The sequence below is a fragment of the Timaviella obliquedivisa GSE-PSE-MK23-08B genome (genome assembly GCA_019358855.1).
Classification (GTDB): Bacteria; Cyanobacteriota; Cyanobacteriia; order Elainellales; family Elainellaceae; genus Timaviella; species Timaviella obliquedivisa.
The window spans coordinates 176,884-195,372 of sequence record JAHHII010000003.1; the positions used below are offsets into that span (position 1 = coordinate 176,884).

Genomic DNA, 18,489 nt, shown 5'->3' on the forward strand with positions numbered 1-18,489 from the left:
TCAGAACGGCTCCTACTTCAAACCATAGAGGCTGAGGAAAAGGAGAAAAAATGCGCCCAAAGCTCCAAAAATTAAGATGTTTTTTTGCCCAGGAGTCATCGTGTTCACTCCTAATCCGTAGCGCAGGTTTTCTTTGAATCCTGAAGGATTTCCAGCGGGACCAATATTGCTAAATCTTTCTTTACGGACACCGCACACCGGGCAACGCCAAGTTTCAGGAAGAACTTCAAATGCAGTACCGCTCGCGATCTTCCCGGTACTATCTCCTTTCACAGGCTCATAAGTGTAGCCACAAGCCCCACATTCAAAGCGATCGAGAGTTTTAGGGTCAATCACTTCCGGCTCAGACGTTTCTGTCCCGATTGGGGGCGCTTCCAAATCATCCAGGCTCATTGGTGGCACTCCAATTTGAATTACAAATTAATCTAGTCACGAGCAAGCAGAGAAATCTTAAAATCTATGTTAAAGATTATGACATAGACGGTTGCCTCTATCAGAAAACGTCAGAGAGACAAGTTTTATCGTTTACTCTCGTTGGAGGGTTTGACAAAGTTAACCAGTAGCAGAAAAAAGATGCCGATGTTAATGCAAACATCTGCCACATTAAAAACTGGAAACTGAATCAGCCGAAAGTCCAAAAAGTCAACCACTGCCCCTGCTAAAAAGCGATCGATGCCATTGCCCAATGCCCCTGCCAAAATAAAGCCATAGCCCATTTGCTCCATCTTGCTGAGGTTTGGGCTAAACACTACTAAAGCAATCAGCCCCAGGCTCACTAACAAAGAAAGCCAACGCAGCCATACCCCTTGCCCAGCAAATAGGCTAAACGCTGCGCCTTTGTTAGTCACATAGGTTAAGTGAAAAACGCCTTTCCAGAGGGGCAAAGACTGCTCTAGCTCGAAGGTTTGCTTAATCACAAATTTGGTTACTTGGTCTAGGATTAGCCCCAAGAGAGCAACTACCCAGAAAGTTTGATTCTTAAAATTCATCTTGTATGCATGAGACAACTGAGGAGGAAATCGCCTCAATAAAACATTACATGGCGCAGGGCAAAGGAAACAACAGCGACCGCACAAATTACCGCTAGTTGACCTGGCAGAGGGGAAAGAGAATAGGTGAGCAAGCTTTGAGGCAACGACGTTGCGCCTACAACAGCCCAATTAAAGGAATTGGCGATCGCCAAATAACTCATGCCCACGGTATGAATGCTGAGCAACCCCATCAAACAACTCAACGCCAAATGCTCCAGCTTGACTGGCAGCCGAAACGCTAAAAATCCACAAATCCAGGCACCCGGAATAAACCCTAGCAAGTACCCAAACCGAGGATTGAGAACATAATCAACTCCCCCACCCTGAGTAAAGACATTGAACCAGGTTAGACCCAAGAGTAAATAAGCAACTTGCGAAATCGCTGCCGCATTTTTGCCCCCCAAGCATCCCACCAACAGCACCGCCCCAACTTGGCAAGTTACCCCTAACGAGTAAGCCTCTACCGTGCCATTCTGTATCCAACTCCAGGGAGGGCTGGGCACAAAGGCTTCCAGCAAAGTTCCACCAATGGTCAAAATCAGACCAATAATTGCCCAAAGGATTTCAGCAGCGGGTGGAACTTTCACGGCAGGAAGGGTTGGAAGGGAAAGGGGTTGCAACCGTGGGAGCAGAGATTGAAAAATTGTCGTTTTGAGCTTTCTTACCATTAAATTTGCGGCTCCCTGTTTCACCCCAAGAATTATACTCACTCCTCATAAAATGGCTCAGAGAAATGATCTAGGAAGAAGCGCTAACAAACTGCCATCAGTTCTTCAACCCGCTTCGGAATCTCATGCACTAAGAAATCGTAAGCCATGCTGGTACTAGGAAAAATCGATCGCGCCTCTTGCAATAAGTCATCTAGCACGATCGCATTTCCTGGGGCATACCGAGGGCTAAAGTGGGTCATAATCAGATGCTTTGCCTGTGCCTCTAATGCCACTTGTGCCGCCATGGTTGAGGTCGAGTGCAGTCTTTGATAGGCTAACTCTGCATCCTGGTGGGCAAAAGTTGCTTCATGCACCAGCACATCAGCATCTTGCGCCAGGGCGATCGCATTTTCACAAAAAACGGTGTCGGTGCAGTAAACAAACTTCCGTCCAACCTGGGTTTCACCGCACAGGTCAGCCCCATTAACCTGCCGACCATCGGGCAAAGTAACTGCCTCGCCGCGCTTCAGCTTGCCGTACAGAGGTCCCGACGGAATGCCCAGCGCCGCCGCTTGTTCCACATCAAACCGTCCGGGGCGATCGTGCTCTGCCACCCGATAGCCAAACGCCGGAACGCGATGGGTCAGCGCTTCACAACTCACCGTGAATTCGTGGTCTTCAAAGACGATTCCAGGCTGGACAGTATGCACTTTAATGGGATAGGAGAAATGGGTTTGAGAATAGCGTCCACACGCTCTCAGGTACTCGTCTAATTTGGGCGGCCCATACACATCAATGCGGCTAGGGTTTCCAGCTAGTCCGCAGCTTGCCAGTAAGCCCATCAACCCATAGGTATGATCGCCATGCATGTGGGTGACGAAGATCCGGGTGATCTGGCTAATTTTAATGTCACTGCGTAGAATTTGGTGCTGGGTGCCCTCGCCACAGTCAAACAGCCAGGTTTCGGCGCGTTGGGGTATACGCAGAGCAATACTAGAGACGTTCCGCGATCGCGTGGGTACGCCTGAACTGGTTCCTAGAAACGTGATTTGCAAGGTTCGAGAATCCTACAAAGCTTTCAACCTCTCTATATTAGACCGATCGCCTCCAGAAACATATCTACACAACTAAGGTGTCCTCAAATCTCAACCCATGGGGAAACCTACAAAAGCTTTGAAACGTCAGAGCAAAAAGTGCTTAGTTGTTCATTTCTTCTTTAAACTCTCACGATATTTGCCTTAGGATAATCCAGGGCTGAAAATACCCCGATCTTGAAAAATTCCTTTGAAAGTCTTTAAAGCGTTCTCTAAGTGTGCAAGGAATTGATTCTCATGACATCGAAAGTCTGTGCCGAAGCTCCGTCGATTGCACTTCGGCAGTTCTCCTGGGTTCTTCACCTTGGCAAAAAGTCGTGGTGGATGGCATTGTTAATTTGGCTCATTGCCGCTCCCGCTCATGCTGCTGCCCTAGAACTGCGCGTTGCCGTTGAGCGAGATGCCAGCCAGGTTAAAGTGGGTAGCTCAACCGATGCCGTCTTAAGAGATGTGGCGACGGACAAAGAAATCTCTCAGATTCCAGCCATGAACGCGATTGTGGCAGAGCCAAAAGCAGGGCTGGTGGCGTTCAGTCAGTTTCAAGCCGGGGCAATTTGGGTAGAACCTAGCAACGGCGGCTACGTTTTTGTGGGTGACAAGTGGTATCGCGGACGGGTGTTGGTGGTGCCTACAGACGGCGGACTGACCGCAGTTAATTATGTGGATCTTGATCATTATCTCTATAGCGTGGTGGGCGGAGAAATGGGGTCGCGTTTCCCTATGGAAGCGCTGCGGGCACAGGCGATCGCCGCTCGTACTTACGCGCTTTACCAACGCCAAACCAGTGCCAACGATGTGTTTGATGTGGGTGACACAACTCAATGGCAGTACTACGATGGGCTAGATCTAGAAACTGCCGAAACGAGAGCCGCCGTCGATTCTACCCAAGACATCGTTTTGACCTACAACAGTCAAATCATTAACGCTGTCTTTAGTGCTTGTTCAGGCGGACGCACCCAAAACTCTGAAGATGTTTGGACTAGTGCATTGCCTTATCTGCGGGGTGTAGAAGACTATGACTTGACGGTTACTCAAGCTTTAGCAAGCTGCCAATGGACAATGGATGTTTCAGCCCAAAAGCTGAAGCAAGCTGTGTCTAATATTGGCGACATTAAAGGCTATACGGCTGAACCTTCCTCAAACGGTAAGATTGCTCAAATTAAGTTTATTGGCACTAGTGGCGATCGCACCCTGACAGGCAATCAGCTTAGAGAAGCCTTAGGGCTAAGGGGGATTCCCTCACAAGTTGCAGTGACTCAAACTCAGCCCGTTGCGAGTGCAGGAAATCCACCCGTGGTACCTTCCGCGTTTCGGTTTAGTGGTGGTGGCTATGGTCACGGCATTGGGCTAAGTCAGTGGGGTGCTTTTGGGATGGCGCAGATGGGTAAAAACTACGCGGAAATTTTGCTGCATTACTACACTGGGGTGAAGTTGGCGAAGCTAGAGGTTAACTAGAAGGATGAAGTGAGCCGCGATCGCCCATTGCTGGCTGAGCTAAACTGAGGACATGACCTCCGAGATTAAAGCCCTACCGACCGAAGTCATTCACCTCATGGCGGCTGGAGAAGTGATTGACTCCTTAGCGGCGGTGGTTCGAGAACTGGCGGAAAACGCTCTGGATGCAGGCGCAACCCGAATTAGCATTGGGCTATGGCTCGATCAATGGCGGGTTCGTGTTGCCGACAATGGCAAAAGCATGGCGATCGCGGATCTGCACCAAGCCGCCATGCCCCATAGCACTAGCAAAATTCAACGCAAAAGCGATCTTTGGCAGATCTCTAGCCTGGGCTTCCGAGGTGAAGCGCTGCATAGCCTCGCTCAACTTTCTGACCTAGAAATTTGTAGCCGCCCTAACAAAAAAGATGAAGGCTGGCATGTCGCTTACAATCACCAAGGCAACCCGGTTGAGGTCAAAACTCTGGCGATCGCTCCTGGCACGATCGTCACTGCTAGTCAAATCTTCGGTAATTGGCTCCCTCGCCGCCAAAGCGTGCCTCCTTCAACACAACAGTTACGCACCATTCAACTTACCGTGCAGCATCTGGCACTCTGCCATCCTCACGTTACTTGGCAAGTCGAGCAGAGCGATCGCCCCTGGTTTGTTCTGTGGGCAAGCCCCTCTCCACAGCAAATTTTGCCGCAAATTCTACGGGAAGTAGAAAGCACCGACCTGAGAGAAATCAGTCTTGTGGATCAACCCAATGAGGCAGATTTGCTTTCCTTGCCTGATCAAGCTCCAGGAATTTATCTGCTGCTAGGCTTACCCGATCGCTGCCATCGCCATCGCCCCGACTGGGTAAAGGTTGCAGTCAATGGTCGCGTCGTCAAAGTCCCTGAACTAGAGCAAACTATCTTTAGTAGTCTACGGCGCACTCTTCCCCGCGATCGCCATCCCGTTTGCTTTGTCCATCTTCAGGTTCCAACCGAGCAAATAGACTGGAATCGCCATCCTGCTAAAACCGAGATTTATTTACAAAATTTGGCAGACTGGCAAGAGCAAATTAGTCAAGCGATCGCCCAGACTCTTCAGCTTAGCTCTAGCATTCCTGACTCTCTCTACACTTCACGAGTCAGTACCCTGATTAAAGCCGCCGAAGCTCAAGGAAACTATGGTGTCAATTCGAGCACGAGTCAATCGGCTACAGATAGTTCTACAGGTAGTTTTACAGAGAGTTCAGTTGCAGCTTTTAGAGCGATCGCACAAGTCCGGCAAATGTATATTTTGGTCGAGCATTCTAGCGGCATGTGGCTTGTAGAACAGCATATTGCCCACGAAAGAGTCCTGTATGAGGAATTGCGCGATCGCTGGCAGCTAGTTCCTGTAGAACCACCCGTCACACTCAGCCAACTTTCCGCAGCGCAGATCCAACAGCTTGAACGCATTGGCATTCTCGTTGAACCCTTTGGTGAACAGCTTTGGGCAGCCCGCACTGTCCCTCTCTCCCTTGCACAACGCCAAGACTGCGCCGATGCTTTAGTAGAACTGAGCCAAGGCGGAGATTTAGAATCTGCTCTGGTTGCTACTGCCTGCCGCACCGCCATTCGCAATGGCACACCGCTTTCCCTATCCGAGATGCAAAACTTAATCGAGCAGTGGCAAGCTACCCGCAACCCACGCACCTGTCCCCACGGTCGTCCAATTTATCTGCCCTTAGAAGAATCCAGCTTATCGCGGTTTTTCCGGCGGCATTGGGTAGTGGGTAAGAGCCACGGGATTTAGACGGGCTAGACACTAGTAGGGGCGATCGCTGTTAACTCAAAGCAATAATTCTCAATCACCGGGTTCGACAAAAGCTGATCACACATTACGTCAAGCTGCTGCCGAGCCGCCATCTCATCTGTGGCTTGCAGCTTCACCTCAATGTACTTACCAATGCGAACCTGCTCCACATTGTCATAGCCCATGTGCTTCAAGCCAGCCTGAACCGCCGTTCCTGCTGGGTCAAGCACCGAAGCACGAAGCGTAACGTAGATACGAGCGTGATAGTTTTGAGACATGGGTGATAACAGCGGCAATAAGAGACGGAATAACATGGACAATTCTAAAGCAAAATCTTAAGCAAAACTGACAGGCGATCGACCGATTAAAATAGACAAAAAGCCAGGATAGACTGCTGCATTGTCATGAAAACCCAAAGAACTCGGAGCCAGGAACGCATTCTTACATTGCTAAAAAGCTTAAAGCAAGCAATTTCTGCTCAAGATATTTATATTAAACTGCGCGAGGGCAAAGACAGTATGGGGCTTGCCACTGTTTACCGCTCGTTGGAAACATTGAAGCTAGAGGGCGTAGTGCAGGTCAGAACAGTAGCTAATGGGGAATCGCTCTATAGCACTGTTAAGGAAGATAAGCATCATCTCACTTGCTTACAATGTGGCGCATCCATTCCCATTCACGAATGTCCTGTTCATGAGTTAGAGAACCAGCTTCACCAATCCCATCAGTTCAAGATTTTCTACCACACTCTAGAGTTTTTTGGGCTTTGTGAAGCCTGTCAGGTTGTGCCTTAAATATTGTGCCTTAGATCAGGAAGTATTCATGTTCCACCGCAAGATCTGGAACGTTTCGACTTGTCATTGGGCATTGGGCATGAATTAATAGCAGGTGACCTTTAGAAAAATCGGGCGATATGAAAGGGTTACTGGACAAGGCAGCCAAAAAAATTGAGAGTATGGTGCCGGAATACTCGGTGATTGGAGAATCTATCTTTTTTGATAAGTCACAGTTTCCTTGGGCAGATGAGTTAGAGGCGAATTGGAAAGTGATTCGTCAAGAGCTAGATCGAGTTTTGGAATATGCAGATTCGTTGCCCAATTTCCAAGATATTTCTCCTCGGCAAACCCGGATCGCCAATGATAATCTTTGGAAGACTTTCTTCTTCTATGGCTTTGGGTTTAAGGCGCAGAAGAACTGCGATCGCTGCCCTGAAACTACGAAGCTGCTCAGCAAGATTCCAGGTCTCAAAGTTGCGTTTTTCTCTATCCTTGCTCCTGGCAAACATATTCCTGAACACCGAGGCAAACACAAAGGACTCATTCGCTACCACCTAGCGCTAAAAGTTCCTGAACCGAGAGAGGCTTGCCGCATTCGTTTAGCCGATCAGATTGCTTACTGGGAAGAAGGAAAGAGTCTGATTTTTGATGACACTTATTACCACGAGGTTTGGAACGATACCAATGATTATCGAGTGGTGCTATTCCTCGATATTGCTCGTCCGCTCCGGTTTCCGTTGTCGTTGGTTAACTGGCTGGTCAATAGCGCGATCGCCTTTTCTCCGATCGTGCAAGTCGCTAAGGGCAATCAAGAGAGTTGGGAGAAACAGTTTGAGGAATTGTTGAAGTAGGAACTCAGCAGTTGTTGCCAGATTGAGTCGCCCCATTAAGCTATTAATAATATGTTCTCAATCACGCGCTAGGTAAGGGTATGAAAATCAGAGCGATCGTTCATTCGGCAGAAGAGGGCGGCTATTGGGCTGAGGTGCCTGCGCTTCCGGGTTGCGTGACTGAGGGGGACTCGATGGAAGAAGTGATGGCTAATTTGCAGGATGCGATCGAGGGTTGGCTGGATGTTGCCAATAGTCATGATGCAGTTGAGTCAACCGATCAAGGTGTCAATGAGGTAATTTATTCCTATTGCTGAAGTTCTTCTTCTGGGAGGGGTTCAAAAAAAGCGTCTCCGAGTTTTCCGGTGAGTAGACCAGGGGTGCGAGGCTGCGTAGATTCTTGGTTTAAGCCCAGGCGAAAGTAGTGAATTAGGTCGTACAGTTCTGCGAGTTTGTCTTCGGGAATCTCTTGTAGCTCTTGGATGATTTTTTGAATTGACATAAACCCTCTAGTCAAAACCTCGTTTTCTGTATTTTACATTCCTGTTCAATGCTCTTTGAGTACAGCGGGAATGCATCCTTTGCAATCCTAAATGCGATCGCTATTCCAGTCTAAAGAAATGGACTTTACCAGCGCGATCGCCCGCCACTAGGGTTTTGGCGTCGGGTGCAACAGCGCAGCAGTAGAAAAGGGATATCCCCAATGAAGTTAGCAATGCTCTGTCCCTTTTATAGATCCCAAAGCTTTAAAGTCTGATCATATGATGCAGAGAGAATTTGCTTGCCATTGGGCATCACTGCCACAGCCATGATACTGATATTTCCCTCTATAGCGTGGAGCACTATGCCTTGCTCAAGATCCCAGAGAATTATGACACCGTCCTCTGATGAAGAGAGGGCGCTCTTGCCATCAGGCAGCACTGCTACAGATAAGGCTATATCGTTATGTTCCTGCCATATTTGAAGCATCACGCCTTGCTCAAGATCCCAGAGAATTAGAGTTGTGTCAGCCGAAGCAGAAAGAGCACGCTTGCCATCAGGTGATGTTGCCACAGAACTGATCCAATCGCTATGTCCCTTTGAAGTCTGGAGCACTATACCTTGCTCAAGATCCCAGATTTTTAGAGTTTTATGAATTCAAAATGCAAAGTTCAACGTTCAAAAAACCCATTTTGAATTGATCATTTTGAACTTTGCATTCCTCCCCCCTCCTCCTGGGAACGCTAAAACCACGGTTTCTTAATCCAGAAAACCATTATTTTCCACACAAGCGCACCATCATCATGTAATAAGACTTTAACCAACGACACTGCTCCCGCAAACGCAACCCCAACCAACGGCACAACTGCCCCTCACGACAGCGCAACGATCGCCTCCATAACTTCCGCTGCCTCAATCACCGATCGCGATCGCGATACGGCTCTATCCCTCATCGCCCAGTTACGAGAACAACTCCCAATGCTGCAAGACTTGACAGCAGAAACGCGCAAATCTTTGTCAGGGATGGGCGACAAGAACCGAGCTTTTGCAGGAAAAGTTCTGGATGTAATTTCCCAAAACTCCGACTTCTTACCGCGAGCGTTCGAGGTTGAGCAATTGCGCCAAGACCTAGCCACCTTCGATCGCCTCTCCACAATTCAAATGGGGCTAACCCAACTCCACGACTTAATTGATGCCACTCTGATTGCAACAGGTAGCGATGCTTATGCCCAGGCTCTTGAGGCGTATCGCTATGCCAAAGCCAGTGGTCAGGGTGCCAGTCTAGAAGCAATGATGGCAGACATGAGTCAACACTTTGCCCGTAAGCCAAAGAAGTCGAAGGAAGCAGAACCAGCAGGGGTACAACCAAAAATGACAGCGGGTTTATAGCTAAAATTTGGGAAGGTTTCACTCATAGAGCGATCGCTTCCGCAACAAAACACTCCTGAGTTTGTAAAAGATGTGAATGCGATCGCTTTAAGAGTGCTGTGTTGGGCAATTAGAAAAGGTCATGATCACAATGGAAGTGCTCAATCGGGCGATTGTAGGGGTCTGATTCACAATTGCAAAGGTAAGGATTCCATTTTTTATGATCTCACCCGCCTATCCCATCCTTTTCTGAGGATTCTCGATCAAGCTAACAAAACTCGCAACCATCGCCAGACCTGCGGTTGCATAGAAAACGGTAGGCAACCCTGCATAGTTCCAAACAAGTCCTAATAGCACTGGAGAAATAAACTGCCCCAAAGAGTTACACCCAGTCCCGATCGCCAACACGCTAGTTCTCAGTTCTGGCGGCGATTCGATCGCGAGAGCATCGTAAAGATTAGGGGTGATAATGCCAAACCCAACGCCAAAAAGAACGGCAGCAGGAATGATCAGGTAAAGCTGAGTGAGAACAGGAATGGTCGCTAGCGTCATCGCCATGAAGCTAAAGCCTAACGCGATCGCCCTGGCTTGCCCCAATTGTCGAGAAACCTGACTCGCCCCAAAAGCCGATACTAAAACAACTCCGACCAACCGAACTGCCAGAACAAACCCATTAAGCTGAGGGTCAGCCCCGATCGCCTCTTTAAGATACAAAGGCGTATAGATCACTACAGCGTAGACAATCGCGGCTGCCACCATAATAAATAAATAGAGCCGCAAAACGTTAGGTTGAACCAAAACTCTCCGCAATTTCTTCGTATCGCCTTCAATGACCGAGGAAGATCGCGTTGATTTTTTCAGAAAAACAGCAGCCACGATCGCCATGGGCAACCCCAGACCATAGATGTAAAAAGCGTGTTGCCAGTGAGTTTGCCCGACCCATCCGCTTAGCAGAGGACAGACGATCGCCGAAGTCGCCATAGCACTGGTGGCATAGCCCAAAATACGAGTCCTTGCTTCACCATCGTACATACTGCCCAAAAAACCAATCGTTGCTGCCGCAACGCCACCACTGGCAACGCCCAGTATCGCCCGACTCAGAATTAAAGCCGAAAAATTAGTCAGGAAAGCCGGCGCAGTTCCAGCGATCGCATACAGCAGCAAACAGGGCAGCATGACTCTGAGCTTGCCAACTCGGTCTGCCAAAATTCCAAACAACGGCGTAGAAAGGGCGCTGGTCAGAGCATGAGTGCTGACCAACATACCCACCCATTGAGGATCTAGCACCAGTTCCAGCTTCATTTCAGGCAACACCGTTGGCACAACACCCCCCGACATCGTGGTTAGCCAACCAGTAGCGAGTAGAATCAAAAATTGGTAAAACCGTTCTTGCTTAACGGGTTGTAAAGTTATCAAGGGAGTCCTTCGTGGAATGCAATAGACAGGTGCAACTTAGATTTAAATCTAAGCTTATTTTGAGTTTCTACGGGCTGACAGCAGGTGCAGTTTAGGAACTGCACCTTGACCTTGCTCAAGTGCCCCTTGCTCAACTGCCATCCGATAGGGAAGGTTAGTTTCCCCTCAGAACCTCTGTTTGTGACTGCCAGAACCCTGGCTGCCAGAACCTTAAGTGCCAGGAGCAAAACCTGCACATTAGGGCTTGTCAAGCCCTGCCCAATCTAGTTTGATGGCTAAGGTGGACTACTTATCACCGTGAGCAGTAAATGGAACTGGCAACAGAACTTAAAAGTCAGACAGTACAAAATCAGGTTCGTGAGGTGGGAATTAACCCGAATCACTGGTATCCGGTGGCTTGGGCTGAGCAGTTGAAGGTTGGGCAGGTTATGCCAGTGACCGTATGGCAACAGGCGATCGCCGTTTATCGTAATGCTACGGGTCAAGCCTTTGCGTTAGAAGATGCTTGCCCCCACAAAGGCATTGAGCTACACAAAGGCGAGGTTGTGGGCAACTGCTTGACTTGTCCCTATCATGGCTGGGAGTTTGATAGCGATGGACACTGTGTCAACATTCCTTACTTTCCTAAAAGTCAAATGCTGCCCCGCGCTAATGCTCGCAGCTATCCGACTCAGGAAAAATATGGCATTATCTGGATTTTTCCAGGCGATCGGGCTTCAGCTAGCCAACATCAACTCCCAGAAGTTCCTGAATTTGATCACCCCGACTGGGTGTTAGTGCCCATTACCGGAAAGTTCAATGCCCATTTCTCCATCTGCAACGAAAACACGATGGATGTTTTTCATGGCTACCTCCACAAAAACCTTCAGGGCTGGTTTGACCCAGTATTGTTGAGCCTAAAAGAAACTGTCGCTTCGGTACAAGCCGATTATCGCGTTCGGTACAAAGGCAAACTCTCCAAGTTTCTGGGGCTTACGACCCAAAGTGATGGTGTAACGACTCGTATCGTTTCTATTGACTATCAGTATCCTCATTATCACAGCACCTTAGAGGGTGTCTCATCGCTCTATCTAATGCGGTTGCCTGTAGGAGCACAGGAGACGCGATCGTTCTCGCTACTGTTTCTACAAATTCGTTTGCCAAAGTGGTTGCTAAAGCCTTTCAGGTCGCTGATTGTGCCTATCATTCGGCACTTTCTGTTCATGCCATTTTTAGAGCAAGATGTGGAAATGATGGAGAGCGAACAGCACAATTATCAGGTCAATCCAGAGCGACGATACGTAGAAGTTAATCCTGCTATCATTGCGCTTCAAAGATTAATCATTCGGCAATTTATGCAACAATCTAGTCCATCTGAAAGTCTAATTGAATACGGTTCTTCTGAAGAGACTCTGACTCTAACGGAAGCGGAAGTTGAGCAGACTCCAGAAAATTCGATGAGATGAGTGTGACTGTGCCGTAACTGTAACAGGATAGCTGTCTAGGCTTTTCAACTAATGATAGATATGTGTGTGTCTATTGCCGAGTTCATGACAGGGGTCGCTAAGATCGGGTTCGGTGTCACAACTTTGGTTGTGGGCTTCTCTGTCGTCTAGCGTTGGACTAAGATTGAGGGCTTAGCCCTGTTGATAGGATCTGCTGTTGAGCAGAACAACAAGCGACAAAAAAAAGGTGAGGGGAGTTTACTGTGCAAGTTGTAAAGGAATACGTTCAGCGCTGGTATGAAAGTGGACTTGAGCCCGATGAATATATTTGCCATAGTAAGCAAGGCAATTTTGTCGATATTGAGGAAGCGGAAACCGGGATCAGACGGAAGGTGTTGACTTTCTGTACGAACGACGTTTTAGGTCTTGTGCAGAACAAAGCGGTGCAGCAAGCGGCAATCGACTCCATTTTGCAGTACGGCACTTCTAATAGCTCCTGTTCAGTGCTGAGTGGTCGAATTGACCTACATCGACAATTAGAGATTGAAATTTCAGAATTTAAGCATCTAGGTCATACGCAACTTTTCCTCAATGCGTGGCTGGCAATGCAAGCGTTAATGGATGCTTTTTGCCACTTGGCTATTCCAGTTCCAGGTTTTCAAAATACCCGCGAAACTTTAATTTTTACCGATGTATTGAACCATGGTTGCATTGTCTCAGCGATCGCCAATGCAGGTACACGCTCAGGCAAGCTGTTTGGGCATAGCCCTCGGGTTCGCGTACGGGCGTATCGTCACTGCGATATGGACGATTTAGCGCGTAAGATGCAGCGCTATGTCCGCCCCGACGATCGCGTCATGGTTGTTTCTGATGCCGTCTTTTCAATGGATGGTGACATTGCGCCTCTCCCTGACATGATCGCCATCATGAAGAACTATGAGGGCAGCGTGTTAGTGATGGATGAAGCCCATGCAAGTGGAGCTTTGGGCGCTACAGGAGGTGGCATTTACGAGCATTTTGGGATCTTGCCTCAGGACGCGATCGAACAAGGTGTGATTCCGTTGATTATGACCACCTTCTCGAAGTTTGCCGCTTCAGCAGGTGCCGCAATTAGCACTCATGTCGCTGAACTTAAGCCGTTGCTGAATGTGTCACCTTCCTCAATCGGCACTATTTCCTTGCCCCCTCCGACTACGGCAGCCGCCCTAGAAAGCATTCGTCAGGTACGCCAACATCCTGAGATTGTGCAGCGCCTTCAAGAAAACACTCGCTACTTGCGATCGCGCCTAATTGAGCATGACTTTGATGTAATTGGTGAAACCAACGTTTTGCCTGTCTTGCTGCCCCCTGACCTTGACCCCAAGGTTTTTGCCCGCAAGCTGCTCATTGAGCATGGCATTTGGGTATCACCCATTTGGTTTATCGCCAAGCCCCGGATTAGAATTACCGCCAATGCTCTTCACACCAAGGAAGAAATTGACCTGTTAGTCAGCAGCATGACTGCGGTACGAAATGAAATCTATAGCAGCAAGCCTGCAACCATTAGCGCTTAGATCAAAGATTGAGCAAATCATAAATATCCCGGCTGCTTTAGTTAAAAAAGCCGGGATTTTTCTATGCAATTGCTGAAGAACCTAAATCAGGGGGAACATCCTGCAATCGTCCATTCCCGATCGCCCTGACTGCTTCTCGCAGCGACACATCGCCCGTATACAACGCTCGTCCTACAATCACGCCAGTTACGCCCAGAGGCTCTAATGCCAACAAACTCAGTAAATCAGTAATAGAACTCACCCCACCCGAAGCAATGACTGGAATAGCGATCGCCTCTGCAAGCTCTCGTAAGGCTGAGTAATTGGGGCCCTGTAACGTCCCATCCCGATAAATGTCAGTGTAAATAATTGCGGCGGCTCCATAGTTTGCCATTTGCTGTGCCAGAGCGATCGCCTCCACCTCTGAAGTTTCTAGCCATCCGCGAGTCGCCACTTTGCCATTGCGGGCATCAATACCTACTACAATTTGCCCCGGAAACTCTTGGCAAAGCTGCGCGACCAGATCAGGTTGCTCAACAGCAATCGTTCCTAAAATGACGCGCCGCACACCTAATGCCAACAAATCGGCAACACTCTGACGATCGCGCAATCCGCCGCCCACCTGCACAGGGACCTCTGTAGAACGAACAATAGCCGCGATCGCCCCCTGGTTCACCGGATGCCCCACCTTCGCACCATCCAGATCAACCAAATGCAGCCAAGTTGCGCCTTGCTCTACCCACTGCTGCGCCACCGCTGCCGGATTTTCATTGAACACCTGCGACTGAGCATAATCACCTTGAAACAGCCGTACACACTTTCCCTCTAGTAAATCGATCGCTGGAATTACATCCATACCTGTTTCTCCAAAAACTAACTCTGCACCTCTCAACCTTAAAAGGTTGATGAAAAAGGAGGCACTCAATAAGCGCCTCCTTTTTGTGCTTTTGAACTGAATCTAGAAGGTCATTTCAGCTGCTTGGACTTTTTCAACCTGCTTCTTCTTTAGCACTAGCATAATCTGGGTTAAGGTTACAGCCGCTAAAAATGCAACTAAACCCTTAATTCGACCTGCGCTTTGCAACACAATTTCAATGTCCTTCTGACCAAAACCACCCACGTTAGGGTTTGTAGTCAGTGGAGCACCTGCAACCACTTCCTCTCCTTGAGAAACAAGCAACTCAGGGCCGACCGGAATTGCGTCCGTGACCGTCGTGCCATTCGCTTCTTGAATCGAAACCTGGTAGCCGCCTTCATCGGTTTTGGCGATCGCTGAAATCACGCCGCTTGCCGAAGCTGTATAGACGGTGTTGTTGCTTTTCTCACCCGTTGGATAAACCTGACCGCGACCTCGGTTTGCACCCAAGTGAACTTGGTACTTGCCAAAGTGCGCTGTTTTATCAGCATCAGGGTTAGGAGAAAGCACTGGGAAAACGATTTCTTGGTACTGTTCGCCTGGCAGAGGACCAACGATGTAGATATTATCCTTAGTGTCGCTGTACTGCTGGAACAAATAGCCAGGACCCACTTCTTCCTTCATTTCTTCAGGAATGCGATCGTCGGGCGCAATTTTGAAGCCTTCAGGCAAAATCAGGACAGCACCTACGTTGAGAGGCCCTTTTTCACCATTAGCCAACACTTGCTGCGCGCTCAGGTCGTAAGGAATTTTTACGACTGCCTTAAACACAGTATCAGGTAGAACGGCTTGAGGAACCTCGATTTCAGCGGGTTTTGCTGCCAAATGGCAGTTGGCACAAACAATGCGTCCGGTTGCTTCACGAGGGTTTTCGTAGTTCTGCTGCGCCCAGAAAGGGTAGGCATGGGCAGCTTGAGGAATGGCGAGGTCGCTAATGAAGAACAGCGAAAAGGTTGCTAGGACAGTTAAAGCGCTTTTAAGGATTGTTTTGCGGAGGAGAATCGTGCTGCTCCACAGATACCGCAAGGGTCGCCCCGACCGAAAAGATAATTTCATGGGAATAGGGTTAATGGCAATGGATTCGGAGAATGAGTGGGATAGAGCTTTTTGCTGAAGGAAAGACCAGAGGAAATATTTCTATGCCCACCAAGGTGCTTCGTCAGTTCGGAAGTCGGTTTCGACCCAGGGGGTGAGAGAAATTTTGCCGCCATCGTCTACCGCTGCGTGGGCAAGTTGCAAAGACAGTGGTGCTGGGCCTCGAACAACTTTTCCTTCGTTGTTGTACTGAGAACCATGACAAGGACACATGAATTTGTTTTCGTTAGGGTTCCAGGGGACGACGCAGCCCAGGTGGGTGCAAATAGCGTTCAGCCCATAACTGGCGATCGCATCGGCACCTTCCACTGTGATATAAGTTGGGTCGCCTTTTAATCCTTGTGTTAAAACGCGATCGCCCACAACGTGGCTTTTCAAGAATTCACTTGCCACAACATCATTGCCAAGGGCATCTTTCGCAACTACGCCACCCCCCCCACCGCCAGCATTGGTAGGAATAAAGTACTTTACGAACGGATACAACATGCCTACAACAGGACCGGAAGCAGCCCCGAGTAAGAGAAAATTCATCAATTGACGACGACCCAAATCGGGTACATCTGCATTTCCAGAAAGTTGAGCCATGGCTATAGCAAAAGGTTTAAATAGTTAAGCAGTTTTTCTACGAGTATTATGACATGGTATGTCTCTCCTAAGAGTTAACTCAACCCGCGTACCTTGCTAGTCTCTATGAGAAAATCAGCCTAAATCCTGACGATAAAGTCAGCATAATTAGCTTGACTGTTTTACATCCATCCTGATATGCCCATTACTCTGCGTTAAACTGCCATGCATCATTCCATCTCTTCTCTGCTTCGTCTTGCTACGGCTCCAGTCGCGATCGCCGGACTCCTGACCATGGGTCTACCTATACAGCCTGTCTCCGCCAGACTCGATAACGGCTACCAAACCTGTGCAGCAGCCCTACGCGACCTTGGCATTGCAGACGCACAAGTTGCAGCAGCTTGCTCTGCCGCGCTCAGACCAAGTGATTTAGCAGCCTGTGTGGGTGAAATTGGAGGACAAACCTCCATAGCTGCCTCTGATGCTTTGTCAGGCTGTCGACGAGTGCGTCGTCCTTTAGAACTATCAACCTGTGTCGTTAGCATTAATCCAGGAGAAGGTGCAGTTGCAACAGAAGTACTTGACCATTGCCGTCGCAGCCTTCTGCCAGTTCGTTTTTCAGAATGTGTAGTCGGCTTAGTTGCCGAAATTGACTACAACACTAATAGAGCCCTGAGAAGTTGCATTGCTTCTACCGATCCTGAACAAGACGGCTTACCCGCAGCCCCTGACGGGTCAGCGCCTATTCCTGAAGCGACTCCTCCTGAACCCATCACGCCTCAAGTTAGCCCCAGTCCCTCATCGGCTCCTCTACCTATTACACCAACTCAGCCATCCACTCCTACACCCTAACCTGACTCAAGAGCCTCTCCGTGTCTAGCAGAGAGGCTCTTAATTGATTAGGCTGCCTTATGAGTCATTAAGCCATGATTCTACAAGCTAGAATCTGAGCCCTTATCGAGGGTTGCCTTCCCAGTTAATCGAGTCATTTTGACTACAGACGTTAGGGTTCTTACCCCGATACGACTGAAATGTTCGGCAGCCTTCGCGATCGAGTTGTTCGACCAAGCTCCCTGGCAAAGTACTTTTGCGCTTCCAGGCTTCTCGGAAGGATTTAATGCTTTCAAGCTGAACTTTCCGCTGCTCTTCGCCCTGAAGTTTATCTGACTTCAGCCGCAGTAACTGAGCATTAAGGTAGTACAACTCCGGGTTATCTGGGTTTTGTTGAATCAGCGGAGCCAGAGTGTCGATGCCTTCTTGAGAACGCCCCAAATCTCGGTACCCGATCGCAATGCCTCGCTGTGCCAGGTAAGTAGGGTTGGCATTTTGTAAGCGTGTAATGGCTTGATCAGGATTGGAGAAGGGTAAATTCACCGCTAACATCAAATCCATATACCCTTTGATGAGATTCAGTTCGGGATCATTGGGCGCAATTTTTTCGGCTTCTTTCAGATTATCAAACACCTTCTGAAGCTGACCTAGAACGGCTGGAGTCGATCGCACTGTCCCTTCAGTAGAAAGCGTGTAAGCTCCCTCTAGAAAATGTCCAGCCGCCATATACAAGTGACCTCGTAAGGGATCAGTTTGTACCAACTTTTCGGCAGTGGTGCGAGTCAAAGTGGCATTTTGTCCCATTGCCGCAGTATCTTTGTTAACAAATGACAGCGCAGCCTTCAAAGCAAATGCCAGTGGCTCGGTGTCTTCAGCCGTTTTTAGAAGTTCGGCAGCTTTGACATAGTTACCTTGTTGAAAGAGGGTTTTGAACGCTGCTTCAGTTTTCTCGCCCACAGCACGGGGGTTAGCAGTGCGGAAGGGATCGGCTGAGGCTGGGCTGCCCCAGAGACTAAGGGCGATCGCTGTTGTGCCCATTGCTGCCCATTGCTTAAAGCGAAGTGTCATCTTATTTTTCATTACGTAATCTCAAATTTCTCAGATAGTTAACAATGTGGATTAGCAAAAGACAGGAGGAACACGGTGAAGGGCTAAATCATGATCCAATTTCTATTCAACAACATCCGGTCAGAAACCAAAATATTGCTGGTGTTAAAGCGCCGATTTTAACCCTACCTTGCCTTGAACGATTAGCTAAAAGTTAA

Annotated in this window: 22 protein-coding genes; 9 read left to right on the forward strand and 13 right to left on the reverse strand. The window is 48.7% G+C overall.

Annotation, left to right across the window (positions count from 1 at the left end):
* Window positions 1-12: 12 nt before the first annotated feature.
* The 4 genes from KME11_06710 to KME11_06725 form a co-directional block, all read right to left on the reverse strand.
* Window positions 13-393 carry a rubredoxin gene (locus KME11_06710; GenBank protein ID MBW4514900.1) on the reverse strand — a complete coding sequence of 127 codons (381 nt, stop codon included), beginning with the start codon at window positions 391-393 and terminating at the stop codon, window positions 13-15.
* 125 nt (window positions 394-518) lie between these two features.
* Window positions 519-989: a lipoprotein signal peptidase gene (locus KME11_06715; GenBank protein ID MBW4514901.1), complete on the reverse strand. Its 471-nt coding sequence runs from the start codon at window positions 987-989 to the stop codon at window positions 519-521.
* Window positions 990-1,024: 35 nt separating this feature from the next.
* Window positions 1,025-1,699: a biotin transporter BioY gene (locus KME11_06720; GenBank protein ID MBW4514902.1), complete on the reverse strand. Its 675-nt coding sequence runs from the start codon at window positions 1,697-1,699 to the stop codon at window positions 1,025-1,027.
* Window positions 1,700-1,782: 83 nt separating this feature from the next.
* Window positions 1,783-2,736, reverse strand: coding sequence for a ribonuclease Z (locus KME11_06725; protein MBW4514903.1), 954 nt, complete (start codon window positions 2,734-2,736; stop codon window positions 1,783-1,785).
* Window positions 2,737-3,012: 276 nt separating this feature from the next.
* On the opposite strand from KME11_06725, the gene KME11_06730 reads away from it, so the two are divergent.
* Entirely contained in the window at window positions 3,013-4,230 is a 1,218-nt protein-coding gene (locus tag KME11_06730) for a SpoIID/LytB domain-containing protein (protein MBW4514904.1), read from the forward strand.
* 52 nt (window positions 4,231-4,282) lie between these two features.
* Window positions 4,283-5,995 carry a DNA mismatch repair endonuclease MutL gene (gene mutL, locus KME11_06735; GenBank protein ID MBW4514905.1) on the forward strand — a complete coding sequence of 571 codons (1,713 nt, stop codon included), beginning with the start codon at window positions 4,283-4,285 and terminating at the stop codon, window positions 5,993-5,995.
* A gap of 5 nt (window positions 5,996-6,000) precedes the next feature.
* Here mutL and purS read toward each other — a convergent pair whose 3' ends face one another.
* Window positions 6,001-6,273, reverse strand: a complete 273-nt coding sequence (purS, locus tag KME11_06740; protein MBW4514906.1) for a phosphoribosylformylglycinamidine synthase subunit PurS — start codon at window positions 6,271-6,273, stop codon at window positions 6,001-6,003.
* A gap of 126 nt (window positions 6,274-6,399) precedes the next feature.
* On the opposite strand from purS, the gene KME11_06745 reads away from it, so the two are divergent.
* From KME11_06745 to KME11_06755, 3 genes are all read left to right on the forward strand, one after another.
* Complete coding sequence (locus KME11_06745) at window positions 6,400-6,786, forward strand: transcriptional repressor (protein MBW4514907.1); 387 nt, start codon at window positions 6,400-6,402, stop codon at window positions 6,784-6,786.
* A 119-nt stretch (window positions 6,787-6,905) separates the two neighbouring features.
* Entirely contained in the window at window positions 6,906-7,619 is a 714-nt protein-coding gene (locus KME11_06750; protein ID MBW4514908.1) for an aspartyl/asparaginyl beta-hydroxylase domain-containing protein, read from the forward strand.
* A gap of 80 nt (window positions 7,620-7,699) precedes the next feature.
* The gene (locus KME11_06755) at window positions 7,700-7,915 is read left to right on the forward strand and encodes a type II toxin-antitoxin system HicB family antitoxin (GenBank protein MBW4514909.1); all 216 of its coding nucleotides are present in this window, start codon (window positions 7,700-7,702) and stop codon (window positions 7,913-7,915) included.
* Here KME11_06755 and KME11_06760 read toward each other — a convergent pair.
* The 3 genes from KME11_06760 to KME11_06770 form a co-directional block, all read right to left on the reverse strand.
* On the reverse strand, window positions 7,906-8,100 hold the full coding sequence (locus KME11_06760) for a hypothetical protein (protein MBW4514910.1): 195 nt from the start codon (window positions 8,098-8,100) through the stop codon (window positions 7,906-7,908). The genes KME11_06755 and KME11_06760 overlap by 10 nt on opposite strands.
* Window positions 8,101-8,327: 227 nt before the next feature.
* A complete protein-coding gene (locus tag KME11_06765) occupies window positions 8,328-8,651 on the reverse strand; it encodes a hypothetical protein (GenBank protein ID MBW4514911.1) in 324 nt (107 codons plus the stop codon).
* Window positions 8,652-8,950: 299 nt separating this feature from the next.
* Window positions 8,951-9,214: a hypothetical protein gene (locus KME11_06770; protein MBW4514912.1), complete on the reverse strand. Its 264-nt coding sequence runs from the start codon at window positions 9,212-9,214 to the stop codon at window positions 8,951-8,953.
* Here KME11_06770 and KME11_06775 point away from each other — a divergent pair.
* Window positions 9,195-9,467, forward strand: coding sequence for a hypothetical protein (locus KME11_06775; protein MBW4514913.1), 273 nt, complete (start codon window positions 9,195-9,197; stop codon window positions 9,465-9,467). The two genes, KME11_06770 and KME11_06775, sit on opposite strands and share 20 nt — an antisense overlap.
* Window positions 9,468-9,680: 213 nt before the next feature.
* On the opposite strand, the gene KME11_06780 is transcribed toward KME11_06775, so the two are convergent.
* Window positions 9,681-10,784 carry an MFS transporter gene (locus tag KME11_06780; GenBank protein MBW4514914.1) on the reverse strand — a complete coding sequence of 368 codons (1,104 nt, stop codon included), beginning with the start codon at window positions 10,782-10,784 and terminating at the stop codon, window positions 9,681-9,683.
* A 386-nt stretch (window positions 10,785-11,170) separates the two neighbouring features.
* Here KME11_06780 and KME11_06785 point away from each other — a divergent pair, with 386 nt between their 5' ends.
* Both KME11_06785 and KME11_06790 read left to right on the forward strand, forming a co-directional pair.
* On the forward strand, window positions 11,171-12,307 hold the full coding sequence (locus tag KME11_06785; protein ID MBW4514915.1) for an aromatic ring-hydroxylating dioxygenase subunit alpha: 1,137 nt from the start codon (window positions 11,171-11,173) through the stop codon (window positions 12,305-12,307).
* Window positions 12,308-12,549: 242 nt separating this feature from the next.
* The gene (locus tag KME11_06790) at window positions 12,550-13,839 is read left to right on the forward strand and encodes an aminotransferase class I/II-fold pyridoxal phosphate-dependent enzyme (GenBank protein ID MBW4514916.1); all 1,290 of its coding nucleotides are present in this window, start codon (window positions 12,550-12,552) and stop codon (window positions 13,837-13,839) included.
* Window positions 13,840-13,900: 61 nt separating this feature from the next.
* On the opposite strand, the gene hisA is transcribed toward KME11_06790, so the two are convergent.
* From hisA to KME11_06805, 3 genes are all read right to left on the reverse strand, one after another.
* On the reverse strand, window positions 13,901-14,674 hold the full coding sequence (gene hisA, locus KME11_06795; GenBank protein MBW4514917.1) for a 1-(5-phosphoribosyl)-5-[(5-phosphoribosylamino)methylideneamino]imidazole-4-carboxamide isomerase: 774 nt from the start codon (window positions 14,672-14,674) through the stop codon (window positions 13,901-13,903).
* 102 nt (window positions 14,675-14,776) lie between these two features.
* The gene (locus tag KME11_06800; GenBank protein MBW4514918.1) at window positions 14,777-15,790 is read right to left on the reverse strand and encodes an apocytochrome f; all 1,014 of its coding nucleotides are present in this window, start codon (window positions 15,788-15,790) and stop codon (window positions 14,777-14,779) included.
* Between the two features lie 81 nt (window positions 15,791-15,871).
* Entirely contained in the window at window positions 15,872-16,414 is a 543-nt protein-coding gene (locus KME11_06805; GenBank protein MBW4514919.1) for a cytochrome b6-f complex iron-sulfur subunit, read from the reverse strand.
* Between the two features lie 204 nt (window positions 16,415-16,618).
* Here KME11_06805 and KME11_06810 point away from each other — a divergent pair, with 204 nt between their 5' ends.
* Complete coding sequence (locus tag KME11_06810; protein MBW4514920.1) at window positions 16,619-17,245, forward strand: hypothetical protein; 627 nt, start codon at window positions 16,619-16,621, stop codon at window positions 17,243-17,245.
* A 102-nt stretch (window positions 17,246-17,347) separates the two neighbouring features.
* Here KME11_06810 and KME11_06815 read toward each other — a convergent pair whose 3' ends face one another.
* Window positions 17,348-18,304, reverse strand: coding sequence for a hypothetical protein (locus KME11_06815; GenBank protein MBW4514921.1), 957 nt, complete (start codon window positions 18,302-18,304; stop codon window positions 17,348-17,350).
* Window positions 18,305-18,489: the final 185 nt, after the last annotated feature.

Excerpts from the sequence above, each read along its gene's own strand:
- KME11_06720 (MBW4514902.1), bottom strand. The coding sequence starts at position 1,699 with ATGGTAAGAAAGCTCAAAACGACAATTTTTCAATCTCTGCTCCCACGG.
- hisA (MBW4514917.1), bottom strand. The coding sequence starts at position 14,674 with ATGGATGTAATTCCAGCGATCGATTTACTAGAGGGAAAGTGTGTACGG.
- KME11_06710 (MBW4514900.1), bottom strand. The coding sequence starts at position 393 with ATGAGCCTGGATGATTTGGAAGCGCCCCCAATCGGGACAGAAACGTCT.
- KME11_06755 (MBW4514909.1), top strand. The coding sequence starts at position 7,700 with ATGAAAATCAGAGCGATCGTTCATTCGGCAGAAGAGGGCGGCTATTGG.
- KME11_06785 (MBW4514915.1), top strand. The coding sequence starts at position 11,171 with ATGGAACTGGCAACAGAACTTAAAAGTCAGACAGTACAAAATCAGGTT.
- KME11_06805 (MBW4514919.1), bottom strand. The coding sequence starts at position 16,414 with ATGGCTCAACTTTCTGGAAATGCAGATGTACCCGATTTGGGTCGTCGT.
- KME11_06810 (MBW4514920.1), top strand. The coding sequence starts at position 16,619 with ATGCATCATTCCATCTCTTCTCTGCTTCGTCTTGCTACGGCTCCAGTC.
- KME11_06800 (MBW4514918.1), bottom strand. The coding sequence starts at position 15,790 with ATGAAATTATCTTTTCGGTCGGGGCGACCCTTGCGGTATCTGTGGAGC.
- KME11_06745 (MBW4514907.1), top strand. The coding sequence starts at position 6,400 with ATGAAAACCCAAAGAACTCGGAGCCAGGAACGCATTCTTACATTGCTA.
- KME11_06715 (MBW4514901.1), bottom strand. The coding sequence starts at position 989 with ATGAATTTTAAGAATCAAACTTTCTGGGTAGTTGCTCTCTTGGGGCTA.
- KME11_06760 (MBW4514910.1), bottom strand. The coding sequence starts at position 8,100 with ATGTCAATTCAAAAAATCATCCAAGAGCTACAAGAGATTCCCGAAGAC.
- mutL (MBW4514905.1), top strand. The coding sequence starts at position 4,283 with ATGACCTCCGAGATTAAAGCCCTACCGACCGAAGTCATTCACCTCATG.
- KME11_06730 (MBW4514904.1), top strand. The coding sequence starts at position 3,013 with ATGACATCGAAAGTCTGTGCCGAAGCTCCGTCGATTGCACTTCGGCAG.
- purS (MBW4514906.1), bottom strand. The coding sequence starts at position 6,273 with ATGTCTCAAAACTATCACGCTCGTATCTACGTTACGCTTCGTGCTTCG.
- KME11_06780 (MBW4514914.1), bottom strand. The coding sequence starts at position 10,784 with ATGTCGGGGGGTGTTGTGCCAACGGTGTTGCCTGAAATGAAGCTGGAA.
- KME11_06750 (MBW4514908.1), top strand. The coding sequence starts at position 6,906 with ATGAAAGGGTTACTGGACAAGGCAGCCAAAAAAATTGAGAGTATGGTG.
- KME11_06815 (MBW4514921.1), bottom strand. The coding sequence starts at position 18,304 with ATGAAAAATAAGATGACACTTCGCTTTAAGCAATGGGCAGCAATGGGC.